The following is a 14,367-nucleotide window of genomic DNA, read 5'->3' on the forward strand; positions in this document are numbered from 1 at the left end:
CTATAGCCTAAAGTATAGGGTTGCACTTTTCGTAATTTTACGGAATTATGAATGGTAAAAAACCAGTCAAAGAAATGAGGTGGAATCATGATCGGCTCCATTGAACAGGCAATCGAAGACATAAAAGCAGGAAAAATGATCATTCTCGTGGATTCTGAAGACCGAGAGAATGAAGGTGACTTGGTTTGTGCGGCCCAATTCACCGATAAGGAAAAAGTCAATTTCATGGCCTCCTTCGGTAGAGGTCTGATCTGTGTGCCTATGGAAGGGGAAAGGCTTCGCCAACTGGGCGTTCACAGAATGGTGGACGATATTAGTTTGGGAGACAAGCACGGAACCGCTTTCACTGTTTCCGTAGACGCGAAAGAAGGAACTACTACAGGGATCTCCGCTCAGGATAGAGCCACTACGATCCAAGTCCTACTCGATCCTAAAAGTACATCTCATGATCTAGTAAAACCGGGGCATTTATTTCCTTTGCAGGCTGTTTCCGGCGGAGTGCTTAGGAGAGCGGGACATACGGAAGCTTCCGTAGACCTTTCTAAACTTGCAGGACTTTATCCTGCGGCAGTCATCTGCGAGATCATGAACGACGACGGGACCATGGCTAGACTTCCCGATCTGGAAAAGTTCGCAGAGAAACATAAACTGAATATTTATACGATAGAAGATCTGATCCGCTACAGAAGGAAGAAAGAGAATCTCATTCATCTAGAAGTGGAGACTAGGCTTCCTACCGAGTACGGGGACTTTACGGTCCGTGCCTATTCTACTATCATCGACGATAAGGTGCATGTTGCCTTGGTCAAGGGCAAGATCGACAAGGATGAACCAGTCATGGTCCGCGTGCACTCCGAGTGTTTTACCGGGGATATTTTCGGAAGCGGACGTTGCGACTGCGGTCCTCAACTCCACTCCGCACTTTCCATGATCGCTCAGGAAGGGAAGGGCATCCTTCTCTATATGAGACAGGAAGGAAGAGGCATAGGTCTGATTAATAAACTCAAGGCTTACAATATGCAAGACGAGGGTTTAGATACTGTAGAGGCCAACGAGAAACTGGGATTTGCTCCCGATCTAAGAGAATACGGAGTGGGTGCTCAGATCCTGAAGGATATAGGAGTGGGCAAGATGAAACTACTCACGAACAATCCTCGCAAGATCGTCGGATTAGAAGGTTACGGATTGGAAGTAACCGATCGGGTCCCGATAGAGATCATGCCTACCGGTCACAATCACCATTATCTTTTCACCAAGAAAATGAGAATGGGACATCTGCTCGGGCTAAACTAAGGCTGTAGTCTTTTTCGGATCCAAGTCCCGCCTTCCTTTCGGAATAAGATCCGATCGTGGAGGCGGCTCCTTCTTCCCTGCCAAAATTCTATTTCAGAAGGTTCTAATATATATCCTCCCCATTCGGAAGGAAGCGGAACCGATTTGCCTTCGTATTTCGATCTTAGCTCGGCAAATTTCTTTTCTAAGACGGATCTGTCCGAAACTTCTTGGCTTTGGTCCGAGGCCAAGGCCCCGATCTGGCTATCGAAAGGGCGGGAATGAAAATAGGTTTCGGAAGTCTCTTTGGAAACTTTGGAAACTTTTCCTCGGATACGAACCTGTCTTTCTAACTCGATCCAAAAGAAGACGAGGCAGGCATTCGGGTTCTTTGCGAGTTCCTTTCCTTTCCTGCTGGAATAATTGGTATAGAATTGGAAGCCACCGTTCTCTATTCCTTTCAAGAGAACGATCCTTGCATCCGGAAATCCGTCCTCGGTGACTGTGGCTAAAGTCATGGCAGTAGGTTCGGCTACTTGGGATTCTATTGCTTGGTCGAACCATTTCTGGAAAAACTCCAAGGGAGAAGAGTCTATGTCCTTCTCATCCAATGACGCCTTGCTATATTCGTTACGGATGTCCGCGATCTGTTTCTGCATTCTCTTATAGAATGAGATTTGCCCAATGGGGAAGTAAACCCGAATTTGCGATCATTCTGGCAAGAATTGTCAATGCCAGGCTGAGAGAGAAATAGACTCCCATCGGGATGGGAACTCCGCGAAGGCTTTCTCCCTTCTTTCGTTTCAGATAGGTTACTGCAAGTGCGATCGCATAAGATGCGTTCAAGAAGAAGATCCACCAAGGATGCCCGCTCAAGAATGCGAATGCGGGAGCAAAGATCGCATCTGCGAATCCCATTCCACTCGGAAAAATGAAATGGGTAAGAAAGAATGCGCCCAGAAAGCATCCAAGCACGATCCAATCGGCCTTGTCTGGAAGAGAATGGAATATTAGAAAATTTGTAAGTATTCCGAAGAATAGTATAAAGGGAAGGTTCTCGTAATCCAAAGAGAATTTTTGGGAATCGGTGCTTGCGGATACAAGAAGATGACCACAAAGAGCTACGAAGGCCAAGGATCCTAGGAAATTTCCGGACAGGAAAAAGGAGATCATGAATAAGAATCCGAACCCTGCCTCGCAGAGAGAATATAATGGATTGATTTCCGCTCCGCAGACCTTGCATTTTTTCCCTGCCAGCCAATAACCGAACACAGGAACTAAGGCCATACCTCCGATCCTAGACCCGCAAGATTCGCAAGAAGAAGGCTCCAAAAGTATCCTTTTGAACCTGGCAAGCCTGGTTCCTTGCTTTCTTTCCCGACCATAATAGAAGCGTAATATTCTATATGCGAGAGTAGAATAGAAACTCCCGAAGGAAATAGAGATCAAAAATCCCGCAAGCCAGATCAAGGGGAGAAGGCCAGGGACCTCCGAAAGTGATCCTACCAAGAGACCTCTAAGAAGCAGCCAGTTCTTTTAGGGCCTGGACACCTCGTTTCAGATTTTCCCATTCGGATGCGAAACTGATACGAATGTATTCCTTGGAATCGGTAAATATATAACCGGGAACTAAGATCAGACCTTTTTCCTTCACCGCTCTCACAATGAAATCGTCGTCCTTCTCCTTGATCTTCAGGAAGAAGTAGAAGGCGCCTCCACTTTTCTTAAGTTCGTAATGATCCTTTAGATTTTCGTAAACGAAATCCCGTTTTTCCTTATAGTCGTCTATATACGGTTGCATGTCGGTCTTCAGGGCTTCGATCCCCATCCATTGGGTCACAGATGGAGCACAAACCAGGGTATACTGCTGCAGGGTAGTTAAAGCTTTTATAATAGGAGCCGGAGCGAGTATGGACGCTAATCGAAGTCCGGTCATACTGTAGGTCTTGGAGAATCCCGACAAAGTGATCGCCCTCTCATAAAAGGAACCTACGGACAAGAAGGACTTATCGTAGTCGAATTTCTCGTAGATCTCGTCGGAGATCAAATAGGCTCCCGTTTTTTCCGCCAGTTCCGCAAGCGCTGCGAGTTGGTCTTTCTTTAGAACGGTTCCCGTAGGATTGGAAGGAGTGGAGAAGATAATGATCTTTAGCTTCTTATCCTTAAAGCGATCCAGGTCTGAGGGCTGAAAATCTTCGGAGACAGTATGCATTTTTCCGCCGTAGATCTTGATATACGCGGGATACATGAGGAAGTAAGGGCTGACTACGAGACATTCGTCCCCTTCATCCAGAAGGGAGTTGAACAGAAGAAGAAATGCGGAACTGATCCCCGAAGTAACAAGGATCCTGTCTGCACTTGCATATTGGATCTGATTTTCATTCTTGTATTTTTGAGCTAGAGCTTCCTTTAGTTCCGGAATTCCTGCAGTTAATGTATACGCAGTCTTTCCGTCTCGGAGCGCCTTTGCTCCCGCTTCTATGATATTTGGAGGACAAGGAAAATGGGGCTGGCCTATGGAAAGATTGATCGGGTCCTTTAAGGTCCCTGCTAATTCGAAAGCTTTTCGGATCGCGGAGGAATCCAGTCCTTGGATCCTTTGTGCGAGAACATAGTCGAGTGTGCTTTGGCTCATAATAATACGCTAATGCGAAGGCCTTATGCGGAACAAACGTAAAATGGTCCTTTGGTAGAGAAATTTTGTCCCAAAAGTTCGCATAGAACGGGAAGGAAAAAGGAACATCCAAATTTTCTTTTTTCCGAAGGTTGGAATTGCAAACTATTAGTTGGAGATCCTACTGAATTCCGATTGCATCTTCGTATTCTATTTCGGATCTTGGGGTCATGGAAACAGTAAAAATCGCCGGGATCAATGTGCCAGTATCAAAACTCGGAAATAATTCCGGATCGCTGGGATCCGACTTAGTGGAAACAGATTCCACAGTTCGCAATTTGCAAAATATCCTCTATCCGGTTTTAGAAGGTCGCCCTGTTCTATTGGTAGGGGACGCTGGGGTCGGAAAGAACGCTCTTATATATTACATAAACTTTAAACGAAATCATCCTACTGCAAGATTCAGCTTTAATGAGGACACTCTTCCGGAGGATCTGATCGGATCTTATCGACTTCTTTTGGATGGAAAGGGGTTTGCGTGGGGAGACGGACCTCTCACTTCCGCGGTGCGTAGCGGAGCTAGTTTCGTTGCGGATGAGATGAACCTTTGTCCTCCACATATCATCAAACGTTTCTCCACCATCTATGAATCCAGCTACTTGGAATTGATAGAAGGGGATGGCTCGCGTATTCTCGCTCAGAACGGATTCAACTTTATAGGTACCCAAAACCCTTCGGAAGGATTTGAGGGAAGAAAGCCTTTGCCTTTCGATATCACTAGGCATTATTCTACTGTCTTTATCGATCCTCATACTCCGGATGAGATCCTGTTCATCTTAGGAAAATTGTATCCTAAGATGAATGATGAGATACTGAAGTCCTGCATTCGCATTTCCTTAGATACTGAATCCAGAGTTGTTTCCGGTATGATCGGAAAGGGAGATCTGGAAAAGTATCATTTCAATATCCGAAATCTAAAGAAACTATGCAATCGTATCCTAAGTCTCAAAGCGGATAACCCAGAGCTTAGATTCAGAGAACTTTGGAATTTCTATGTGGAACCGTTCCGTAAACAGGAAGATCGCCAGGCTCAAATCGAACTTCTTCTGAAAGAGACCGGGCTGAAGATCGCACCTAGTTTGCCTGAGCCTAAGTTCGAAGTGCATAAAGGTTCTCTTTTTTGCAACGATAAGGAGATCCCCGTTACGAACGAGAGCCAAGCAAAAACGGTTCTTTCCAGTGTTCCTCTCCCTTTGAAGTTACGAGAATTCATAGAGAAGGTATACACTGCGGTACAGTTCAAAGAGAATGTGCTTGTGGAATATTCGGAAGAGCAGGATCCGCAACTGGTGCTTCCTTTGTTTACGGAGATCAGTGGAGTTCCCTTAGAGAGTGTGCATCTTTGTAAGGGAATTCATACTGCGGACATTATCGGCGCCTTGAAACCGATCGAAGGTTCTCAAGTAGGTTGGGTAGACGGACCTCTTACCAAAGGGATCCGAGAAGGCGGGAATATCCTCATTACCAACTTAGAGGCTGCCGGCGCAGAACTAGTAGAAAAACTGAATATGCTTACCGACGATGCGAGAGCTCTTGTGCTTCCTCCCGAAAGTTCGGAAGAGAAGCCATTGTCCTTGAAAGAAGAATCCAGGATCTTCGCCTTAAAATTATTCAGAAAATCCAAGTCCACTCCTACGATCTCTCGGGCATTCCGGAACCGTTTTACTTCTATTCTATTTCCGGACCTAGAAGACTCGGAAACACTTCAAGAAATCCTAAACTTCTATCTTCCGGAAGGGGACCTTGTATCTAAAATGGCCGAGTTCCATATTAAGATCAAGGATCTATCCAAGAAAAGGACGATCGGTTCTGCGAACTTGATGCCTTATACTTTCGGGCTCTCCAATCTGCTCCAATGGAAGGATCATGTGGTCCGTTATGCGGACGCTTCTATGGGTAAGGAAGGAGTAAGAGAGATCGCGTTCCGAGGCGGAAAGATCGCATACACCAATCAGGTTTCCGATCCCGGAGAAAGGAAGGAATTGGAAAGAATATTAGAATTTTCTTTATCAGGGATCGAGATCGTATCGGAATTCTTCCAGGAACTGGAGGAAAAGAAAAAAAAAACTCTGACTCCTTCCACCGAAATAGAAAAGAAACGTTGGTGGGATCCGGAACTACATAAGAGAGAAGCGATCACCGGTAAGGCAGAACTCAAGAATTCCGGAAGGGAATTGAGAGAAGGCTTGGAGATCAACACTCCTGAAACCGGAGGACAACGTAAAGAGGGGCCCGACGCTTGGTATGGCCAAGAGACCCGCGGGAATATGGGACAGGGAGAACCAGCCGGTGGAGGCGGGGCCTGGGGCTATCGCACCGAAGAATTGTACAAGGCATTTCTTGCGAAGAGAAGGATTCTCTGGGAATATACGATCCAAACTAGTCTTAAGGAATTCAAAGAAGTATTCGGAAAGAGTTTGGATGAGGTCCAACTGAATCTGGAACGACTCTTCGATCCAGAGATAGACATCAATCGAATGTATAGAAGCGAGGGAAGTCGGATCGACACTCGCAAGTACATCTCCTTCTTATCTGGAAAAGGAGACTCCAAGGTTTTCGATAAGACTACGATCGATAAGGACGAGGAAAAGCTGAAAGGTGTGGAAGTCGCCTTCTTGGTTTCGAAGTCGAGAAGGATCTTTAACTTCGAGTACTCCGTTGCGACACTTTCGGCTATGCTTTCTTCTGCGAATATCCTGGATGAACATGACGTGAACTTCTCCGTGACTGCGTATTCGGATAGAATGAACCGAAAGGACCGAATCGATCTAGTCCAAGTCAAACGGATGGACGAGTATTTTGACGCGAAGAAGGAAGAAGAGATGTTCGATTCTCTCCGAAGCGATTGGCAAGGCGATTCCATTGAGGAATACCAGCTCTTAGAACAGATAGAATCCTACTTTTCGCCGGACGCCCAGACGAAAATACTGGTCATGATCTCGGATTTTAGGGGCCAAAGAGGGAAGACTGAGCTTGAACATGAGATCAATTCCCGAGATAATAAGCGTCTTAAGGCAGAGATCCTAAAGCATTCGAATAAGAATTACGTATTTCTGGGTGTGGGACTGGGCCGAAGATATATTGCAGAGCATTTATTTCCGGACTCGATCCAGATTACATCCGAGAATTTTTACAATATGCCGAACTTGATCGGCGCCGAATTGGGAAGGTTGATCCTCACACACCATTCTTCCCGAAATTGATCTGCAAGCGGAAGGTTTTCCGCTAGCGATAAAGAGATGGGAAAGAAAAACGAAAAAGATTTAGGCCCTCAACCTCTGGTAAATAAAAAAGCCAGGTTTAACTTCGAGCTGATCTCATTCATCGAAGCGGGCATTGTCTTGTCCGGATCCGAAGTCAAGAGCCTAAGAGAGAAGAAGGCGAATCTCACGGACGCCTTTGCAAAGATCAAGAACGGAGAAGTCTATCTAGATAGTTTCTCCATTACTCCGTATAAGAACGGGGGATATGCGAATCATCCCGAGATTCGACCTCGCAAACTTTTATTAAAGAAAAAAGAAATAGAGAAGTTGGAGAAGCAGGTTAAGGAAAAGGGCCTGGTCCTTGTGGCTACCAAAGTGTATTTCAAGGATAACCGTTGGGCCAAGGTAGAACTTGCGGTCGCAAAACCTAAGAAGTTGTACGATAAACGCGAAGATCTCAAGAAAAGCGACGCCAAAATAGAAATCGCGAGAGCGATGAAAACCAAGAATTACTCTTAATAAAATGTCCTCAAAAAAACGAGTCCCCATTGTAAGCATCGTAGGGCGCCAGAACGTAGGAAAGTCCACGCTCTTTAACGCTCTTTTAAAAAAGAAACTGGCCATAACAGAAGATTATCCAGGAGTTACTCGAGATGTACTTCGGGCAAGAGTATTGAATCCGGAGAAGGGACTGGACTTCTTCTTGTGCGATACTCCTGGTTTAGACATCGAAAGACCGGAAAGCATGGAAGAAGCAGTATTAGAAAATGCTTTTAGACAAGTAGCGGAGTCGGATCTCGTGGTATTTCTTTTGGATTTTAAGGAAGTCACGAATTACGATTCTAGATTGATCGAAAAATTCAGAAAGGATCCGGAACTGAAAACGATCCCTTCTTTGTTCTGTGTGAACAAGGTGGATCATCCGGAAGAGGAAGCAGATCTGGATTCCTTCTATCGAATGGGACTCTCGGAAATACTTCCCATCTCCGCGATCGGAAGAAGGAACCTTCCTCTCTTATTAGAGAAGATCGCATTCTTATTGCCGAGTGCGAAACGAAAGATCGTTGAAAACGAAACGGAAGAAGAGACCAAGACCTCCGATGAGGATTTCAGTCTTGCCATCGTAGGTAAGCCGAACGCAGGTAAATCAAGTTTATTGAATGCACTTTGCGGATATGAAAGAGCCGTCGTAAGCGATGTTGCCGGAACTACAAGGGATTCCGTGGACACAACGGTAACCTTCGAAGGAAAGAAGATCCGTATCATAGATACCGCGGGTATCCGCAAGAAATCGGATAAGGGAGAGGCCTTAGAATTCTATTCCTTCCAAAGAACCAAGAAAGCCATCCAAGGTTCCGATATAGTGATCCATCTCTTGGATGCACAAAAAGGCTTCGGTGATTTCGACAAGAAGATCGTATCCATGCTACAAGAAGAAGGGAAACCGTTCCTTCTTGCGGTCAATAAGTGGGATACGATCGAGAATAAGGACAATCAATCTTTTAAGGATTATAAGGAGCGTCTTCATTCCAGACTTCCTCTGCTCAGAGAGATCCAGATCATCACTCTGAGTGCGAAAGAAAAGCAAAGGATCCATAAACTCATGGAGTTGACCCTGGATCTGGCTTCCCGAGCCAAGCGAAAGATCTCCACTTCGGAATTGAACCAATCCTTAAGAGCCTGGATGGCGGAAGCAGGTAGATCCTTCTCCGCGAACCGTCCTCCTAAGATGTTGTATTGCACTCAAGTTTCTATTTCTCCCTTCCATCTCATTCTGTTCGTGAACCATGTGGATTACTTTAAGTCTAATTTACTCACATTCATTAAGAAGAAGCTGACCGAAAAATACAATCTGCAAGGGATCCCCATCCATTTGGAATTGAGGTCCGATCGAAAATGAACGAACTATTTATCCTATTTCTGCCGGCCTCCTTCTTGATCGGAGCAATTCCCTTCGGATTCTTAGCAGCGAAATTATACGGAATAGATATCAGGGAAAAGGGAAGCGGTAATATAGGGGCGACTAACGTTACTCGGCTATTGGGCTGGAAAGTGGGTCTTCCCGTACTTCTTTTGGACATACTTAAAGGAGCAACTCCTCCTCTGGCTGTTCTTTTGCTATTTGGGGAATCCCAACAAATCTTAGTATTATGTTCTGGGGTCGCGGCGGTGCTCGGGCATATGTTCTCTCCTTTCTTAAGATTTAAAGGGGGGAAGGGCGTGGCCACAAGCTTCGGAGTATTTGCTGTACTTGCTCCCGGTCCTATCTTGATCACTCTGATCGTATTCTTGAGCCTGAGAAAGATCTTCGGGTTCGTATCCATCGGTTCTATTGGCGGGGCAATCACTCTTCCGATCTCCTACTACCTTCTTGCACTCATGGACGGAAGGAATTTTGCAACACCGGTTTTCTGGGCGATCTGCTTTACAAGCGGTATTATACTCTTATTACATAAGGCAAATTTCATCCGGCTCTTGCAGGGAAAGGAATTCGCTTCCGATAAGGAAAAATACGGAAAGAGTTTAAGATCTTAGGAACCTAGCTCTGCGAGCGAGGTCTGATTTTAGAGTTGAATTTCGAAGGGTCTTACATTAAGATCCTTCCGGGACTTCTATGATCCATAAAGAGATCGACGACAATAGGACTAGAGAAGAAAAGATCTCGAGCTTAAATCGTTTTATAGAACTTCATCCTCTTGTTGAGATCCAAGACCTGTACAAATGGCTCTATTACGGTGAATTCGGCGAGATCGTAATCCAAGAATTCTATTCCGAAAAGAAGACCGCTCCGGTGCTTCATTCCATGTTAGAGGGACTCCGTTCCGACTCCGACCTGGACCTTTCTCCCGAACGGGTCTGGGAGCCCTTAGGTTTCAGCCAAAGATATCTCATGATCTATCTGACCCCTTATTATAATTTAGAATATCCCTTGATGAGAGTGGTGAACTTGATCCAGAGATCTTCCGCGTTCCAAGGATATCGGATGAGATTCAAATTGGATTGGATCTTATTGAAGGACGAGATTGTATCCAGGAATATGGGCTTATCTAAACAGGATTTTATCAATTTTGAAGATAGGATCCAATTCCATCAACTTCCTGAGTTGGATTTTTCGGACACGTTCAAGACAAATTACCCCGCTGCCTCTTGCATCGTAGCAACAAAGCTTTTTTTTGAATACTTTCCTGAATTTGCACAGGAACCGAAGGGCTTCACTTTGTTAGAAGACGAAGCCGGTTCTTCCGTTCCGGAAGAAGAGGAAGAGGTCGTGTATCCTAGATGGGAAGGCGAGGCGCTTTGAAAAACTTCAGTCTTTGGAAGGACTCACTTTGAAGGAGATGATCCGAAGATCCTTCGCTTATCTTCATAAGCATTTCTTTTATTTCATTCTTGTCTCGTATATTCTTGGAGGCATTTTGCCTGGGCTCGGGCTAGCCATACGAGATACCAATTTCGGGACATTTACCTTCTTGGACGGAGGAAAGATCAAAGTATCCCTTTCTTTGGTGCTCCTCTCTCTTCTGTTGCTAAATGCGGGCTTAGGAATTAAGACTTCCGAACTTTTGCATTTATTCAAGAAGCCCATTCTTCTTTTTGTAGGATTGTTTGCGAACCTATCCATTCCGATCCTATTCACCTTTTTCATTTCTTTTTTAATGATCCTCTGGCATAACCCCGACGAGGTACAAAACATCTTAGTGGGCCTCGCTCTTATCGCCTCTATGCCGATCGCCGCTTCCTCCACTGCCTGGTCCCAGAAATCGAATGGCAATCTTGCTTTGAGCTTAGGACTCGTAGTCTTCTCCACAATCTTGAGCCCGGTGACCACTCCGATCGGATTGCATTCTATCGGCTTTATTACTACGGGAGATTATTCGGAAGATCTGCATGAGATTGCGGGACAAGGAGTAGGAGCATTCTTATTTCTGTCGGTCCTTCTTCCCACAATATTGGGAATAGGACTTCATTTCTTATTGCCTAAGGATTCCGCGGAGAAGGTAAAGAAGCCGATCAAGGAGATGAACTTATTAACTCTACTTATTTTAAATTATTCGAATGCTTCTGTGGTTTTGCCTCAGGTATTTACAAATCCGGATTGGGATTTTCTTTTCGTGATTCTACTGATCACAGGGGGACTTTGCTCCTTCTCCTTTTTTATAGGATTCGTGATCGCTAGGATCTTTAAGACTTCCGGTTCGGAGAAATCTTCCTTGGTTTTCGGTTTAGGAATGAATAATAATGGGACTGGGCTTGTGCTCGCTTCTTTAAGTCTGGCGGACCATCCTTCCGTAATGCTTCCCATTATCTTTTATAATTTGGTCCAGCATATAGTGGCAAGTTATACGGATAGCAAGCTCTCCAAGGAGAAAAAGGAATTATGACTCGAATCTTAAGGCTTTCCGCGTTTTCTAGGAATGCAGGCCGTAGATCTGAAATTTCTTTCTTTACAAAAGGAAACAGAAAGACTAAATTTTCCTAAAAAAGGAATTCGCAGCATGTTACAAGAAATCAACGCAGCAGGTAGTAATAATCGAGCTGCCAGACAATTCTCTCAATCAGAGTTTACTCTCCGGAATATGCCGGATAGACTTCACCCTCTTAGCAATATGGAAAATGTTGTGAGTGGACCTAAAAGTCTTGCAAAGGTGGGAGTCAATACAGACGACCAAATGACCCGAAGAGGCTATTTGATCGATTTGAACGCTTAAGTTCAGATACAAGATCTGGTGATGGTTCGGCCATCAAAGGAACCCGGCGATATTCGTCGGGTTTTTTATTTGTACTCCTCATCCAAATCGAAAGTAAAAACCTGGTAGATAGAGGCAATCGCTGAATGTTTCAGAGCCAATCCGCAAAATTCTTCTTACTCTTAGTTGTTGCGATGATCAGCTGGGGGTTCGCGTGGCCTTCCGCAAAATCCATTGTAAGTTCCGAACCTGCCATCGTGATCGTGTTCTGGCGCTTTCTTGCGACTGCGCTTTCTCTCGTCCCTATATTGATCTGGAGAAAGGACTCGATCCTTCTTCCGGACAGGAAAGCGGTCACGCAAGTATTGTTAGGCGGTATCTTATACACCATCTATAATCAGTTTTTCTTATTGGGACTCAGTCAGGGGTTGGCCGGAGCGGGCGGTGTGCTTGTGACCACCATGAATCCTATCCTTACATATATCATGGTGCATGCATTCCAAAGAAAACTTCCCGGTCCTAAGGAATTGTTCGGACTGTGTATCGGGCTTTTGGGCGGTTTTCTTCTTTTGAAGATCTGGGAAGGGGATTGGACTCTCTTATTCCAATCCGGAAATGTTTACTTTCTATTATGCGCATTTAGCTGGGCCATTCTTAGTATGAACAGTCATAGTGCAGGACAGAAAATCTCTCCGATGGTCTATAGCTTTTACGTGTTCGCGGTCGGTACATTTATAGACTTCTTCTTAGCTTTTCCTTATGATCTGAAAGGAGTATTCGATAACGGCCTGAATTTCTGGATCCAACTACTTTACCTTTCCGTAATATCTACAACGTTTGGAACGACAGTATACTTTTATGCGTCTAGCCGATTGGGATCTAGGACCGCCAGTTCGTTTATATTCCTGGTCCCGGTGACTGCATTGCTTGGAAGTTGGGTCTTTTTAGGAGAGGTTCCTTCGCTGAGCACCCTGCTCGGAGGATTGCTTGCGATCGGATCGGTATTCATCTTAAACGGAAATCATTCCAAGAAAGAAGAAGTAGCCGATCCGGCAGTTTAACCCCATCTGCTCTTGTAGTAGTGAGTTCCTCTGGGAGCGACTTGAAAGCCTTCCGGATGTTCTACGATTAGGCTTGCCTCTTTTAGATCTTCTAAATGAGGTCTAAGCTTCCATTCGGAAAGAGAGGTGTTCAATTCCAGATCGCCCATGGTGAGAAAGCCGCCACTATGAGAAGCTTGATAGATATCTTGCAAGATCTGGTTTTGGATGGCGCTCATTTCGACATGATCTTAGTGCAAGCCCGGAGCGGTCACGTCTAAAAAAACATACGCACCCGCTTCTATCTCTCTACTAAAGACGATCAGATCCTTGACGGCGTCTCTGTCGAAATATCGATCGCTCATCCCCCAATCCTCGGGCCTTCTCATGGAATCCTGGAGCTGCTTATAGAAATAGGGAAGGTAAGACCAATTCTTGCCGATCCCATGACTTGTTTCTCGAAACGAATCTTCTCCGGTTCTCATATAATAAGGCGAAAGTTGAGTGCCCTTGGAATCCGTGATATATACTCTATGGATCTCCTTGGAAGATCTGAATACAGTGTAAGCGTCCACTAAGAAACGATTCGCAATTTTGAGAACAGGAAACGGATCCAGGAATTCTTTCAGTGTCATTCTGATCCTTCTTTCGAAGGAAAGTTCTCGTTTCATCTGTTCCATCTTCTTTTGATGAAAGAATCGCACCATCTCCTTAATGGAAAGAGAAGGTTCTTTTCCGGTCGCAAGCTCCGGTCCAGGCTTTAGGAGAAGAAACCCTTGCAGGAATCTGGCACCTCCTTCTAAAGCGAAATAGAGTTCCTCTTGCGTTTCTACTCCTTCATACAGCACGGAAGCTCCCAAAGAAAATGCAAGATCCCTAATATGCTCCATCACTTTTCTAACGGAAGGAGAGCGAGAAGAAGCTCGGATCAAACGCAGATCCATTTTCAGGAAGTCTGGTCTTAAGAGTCCCACTCTCTCAATTCCGGAAGCCTCCGAACCTAGATCGTCCAAGGCGATCTTGAAACCGTAGGCTCTTAATAGATCCACGGCAATCCTGAGGGAGTCCAAACTGCCGGAGAACTCCTCTTCTGTGACTTCTAAAACGATCCGATCCGGATCTACTTCATATTCTCTGGCCAAACGAAGCAATCTGAAAGAGTCTATTCTTTCATTCTCTAATTCCCTATACAATCGGTTCGGGGAAATATTCAGGAACAATTTGGAAGAACTGCGGGAAACTTTAATTTTTTCTAATGCTCTTTTCCAAAGCGATTCCTCCAATTCACCTAACTCGAAATCGGATAGTTCCGTATCGGGAGAAAATAAGGAGCCCGCAGAAACGATATCTTCTCCTGTTCTCTTGCGCGCTAAGACCTCATGAGCGAATATCTGGCCGTCTTCAACGGAAAGAATGGGTTGGAAGAAAGGAAGGATTTCCGTTTCCTGGGCCGGAAGGAGCATTGTTCGTTATATCGAATATCTTTATCG

General features: G+C 45.1%; 14 protein-coding genes. 9 read left to right on the forward strand and 5 right to left on the reverse strand.

The annotated features are described in order from the left end of the window. The first annotated feature begins 87 nt into the window (after positions 1-87). The gene (locus tag EHO57_RS00975) at positions 88-1,293 is read left to right on the forward strand and encodes a bifunctional 3,4-dihydroxy-2-butanone-4-phosphate synthase/GTP cyclohydrolase II (RefSeq protein ID WP_135646921.1); all 1,206 of its coding nucleotides are present in this window, start codon (positions 88-90) and stop codon (positions 1,291-1,293) included. Here EHO57_RS00975 and pdxH read toward each other — a convergent pair. The 3 genes from pdxH to EHO57_RS00990 are packed head-to-tail and all read right to left on the reverse strand — an operon-like array spanning position 1,290 to position 3,907. Then, positions 1,290-1,931 (reverse strand): pyridoxamine 5'-phosphate oxidase, encoded by a 642-nt coding sequence (gene pdxH / locus EHO57_RS00980; protein WP_135646922.1) that lies wholly within the window; start codon positions 1,929-1,931, stop codon positions 1,290-1,292. The two genes, EHO57_RS00975 and pdxH, sit on opposite strands and share 4 nt — an antisense overlap. A gap of 4 nt (positions 1,932-1,935) precedes the next feature. After that, the gene (locus tag EHO57_RS00985) at positions 1,936-2,781 is read right to left on the reverse strand and encodes a prepilin peptidase (RefSeq protein WP_135646923.1); all 846 of its coding nucleotides are present in this window, start codon (positions 2,779-2,781) and stop codon (positions 1,936-1,938) included. A 7-nt stretch (positions 2,782-2,788) separates the two neighbouring features. After that, positions 2,789-3,907 carry a pyridoxal phosphate-dependent aminotransferase gene (locus tag EHO57_RS00990; protein WP_135646924.1) on the reverse strand — a complete coding sequence of 373 codons (1,119 nt, stop codon included), beginning with the start codon at positions 3,905-3,907 and terminating at the stop codon, positions 2,789-2,791. Between the two features lie 209 nt (positions 3,908-4,116). Here EHO57_RS00990 and EHO57_RS00995 point away from each other — a divergent pair, with 209 nt between their 5' ends. From EHO57_RS00995 to EHO57_RS01030, 8 genes are all read left to right on the forward strand, one after another. After that, entirely contained in the window at positions 4,117-7,149 is a 3,033-nt protein-coding gene (locus EHO57_RS00995) for a vWA domain-containing protein (RefSeq protein WP_135646925.1), read from the forward strand. 36 nt (positions 7,150-7,185) lie between these two features. Then, on the forward strand, positions 7,186-7,668 hold the full coding sequence (smpB, locus tag EHO57_RS01000; protein ID WP_135646926.1) for an SsrA-binding protein: 483 nt from the start codon (positions 7,186-7,188) through the stop codon (positions 7,666-7,668). A 4-nt stretch (positions 7,669-7,672) separates the two neighbouring features. Further along, positions 7,673-9,049, forward strand: a complete 1,377-nt coding sequence (der, locus tag EHO57_RS01005; protein ID WP_135646927.1) for a ribosome biogenesis GTPase Der — start codon at positions 7,673-7,675, stop codon at positions 9,047-9,049. Further along, complete coding sequence (gene plsY / locus EHO57_RS01010) at positions 9,046-9,684, forward strand: glycerol-3-phosphate 1-O-acyltransferase PlsY (RefSeq protein WP_135646928.1); 639 nt, start codon at positions 9,046-9,048, stop codon at positions 9,682-9,684. Before der ends, plsY begins: the two co-directional genes overlap by 4 nt. 79 nt (positions 9,685-9,763) lie before the next feature. Beyond that, positions 9,764-10,450, forward strand: coding sequence for a hypothetical protein (locus EHO57_RS01015; RefSeq protein ID WP_135698307.1), 687 nt, complete (start codon positions 9,764-9,766; stop codon positions 10,448-10,450). 37 nt (positions 10,451-10,487) lie between these two features. Then, positions 10,488-11,531 carry a bile acid:sodium symporter family protein gene (locus EHO57_RS01020; protein WP_135646930.1) on the forward strand — a complete coding sequence of 348 codons (1,044 nt, stop codon included), beginning with the start codon at positions 10,488-10,490 and terminating at the stop codon, positions 11,529-11,531. A gap of 114 nt (positions 11,532-11,645) precedes the next feature. Then, positions 11,646-11,858, forward strand: coding sequence for a hypothetical protein (locus EHO57_RS01025; protein ID WP_135646931.1), 213 nt, complete (start codon positions 11,646-11,648; stop codon positions 11,856-11,858). Positions 11,859-11,983: 125 nt separating this feature from the next. Beyond that, a complete protein-coding gene (locus tag EHO57_RS01030; protein ID WP_135646932.1) occupies positions 11,984-12,898 on the forward strand; it encodes a DMT family transporter in 915 nt (304 codons plus the stop codon). On the opposite strand, the gene EHO57_RS01035 is transcribed toward EHO57_RS01030, so the two are convergent. Together EHO57_RS01035 and EHO57_RS01040 are read right to left on the reverse strand one after the other, a co-directional pair. Continuing rightward, the gene (locus tag EHO57_RS01035) at positions 12,895-13,116 is read right to left on the reverse strand and encodes a hypothetical protein (RefSeq protein ID WP_135646933.1); all 222 of its coding nucleotides are present in this window, start codon (positions 13,114-13,116) and stop codon (positions 12,895-12,897) included. The genes EHO57_RS01030 and EHO57_RS01035 overlap by 4 nt on opposite strands. A gap of 12 nt (positions 13,117-13,128) precedes the next feature. Continuing rightward, positions 13,129-14,340 (reverse strand): EAL domain-containing protein, encoded by a 1,212-nt coding sequence (locus EHO57_RS01040; RefSeq protein ID WP_135646934.1) that lies wholly within the window; start codon positions 14,338-14,340, stop codon positions 13,129-13,131. Between the last annotated feature and the right edge of the window lie 27 nt (positions 14,341-14,367).

Origin of the sequence: Leptospira langatensis, from assembly GCF_004770615.1 — a bacterium.
GTDB lineage: Bacteria > Spirochaetota > Leptospiria > Leptospirales > Leptospiraceae > Leptospira_B > Leptospira_B langatensis.

Coding starts and splice junctions, on each gene's coding strand:
- EHO57_RS00975 (WP_135646921.1), top strand. CDS start 88: ATGATCGGCTCCATTGAACAGGCAATCGAAGACATAAAAGCAGGAAAA.
- EHO57_RS01015 (WP_135698307.1), top strand. CDS start 9,764: ATGATCCATAAAGAGATCGACGACAATAGGACTAGAGAAGAAAAGATC.
- der (WP_135646927.1), top strand. CDS start 7,673: ATGTCCTCAAAAAAACGAGTCCCCATTGTAAGCATCGTAGGGCGCCAG.
- EHO57_RS01025 (WP_135646931.1), top strand. CDS start 11,646: ATGTTACAAGAAATCAACGCAGCAGGTAGTAATAATCGAGCTGCCAGA.
- plsY (WP_135646928.1), top strand. CDS start 9,046: ATGAACGAACTATTTATCCTATTTCTGCCGGCCTCCTTCTTGATCGGA.
- EHO57_RS01030 (WP_135646932.1), top strand. CDS start 11,984: ATGTTTCAGAGCCAATCCGCAAAATTCTTCTTACTCTTAGTTGTTGCG.
- pdxH (WP_135646922.1), bottom strand. CDS start 1,931: ATGCAGAAACAGATCGCGGACATCCGTAACGAATATAGCAAGGCGTCA.
- EHO57_RS00990 (WP_135646924.1), bottom strand. CDS start 3,907: ATGAGCCAAAGCACACTCGACTATGTTCTCGCACAAAGGATCCAAGGA.
- EHO57_RS00995 (WP_135646925.1), top strand. CDS start 4,117: ATGGAAACAGTAAAAATCGCCGGGATCAATGTGCCAGTATCAAAACTC.
- EHO57_RS01020 (WP_135646930.1), top strand. CDS start 10,488: ATGATCCGAAGATCCTTCGCTTATCTTCATAAGCATTTCTTTTATTTC.
- smpB (WP_135646926.1), top strand. CDS start 7,186: ATGGGAAAGAAAAACGAAAAAGATTTAGGCCCTCAACCTCTGGTAAAT.
- EHO57_RS01040 (WP_135646934.1), bottom strand. CDS start 14,340: ATGCTCCTTCCGGCCCAGGAAACGGAAATCCTTCCTTTCTTCCAACCC.
- EHO57_RS01035 (WP_135646933.1), bottom strand. CDS start 13,116: ATGAGCGCCATCCAAAACCAGATCTTGCAAGATATCTATCAAGCTTCT.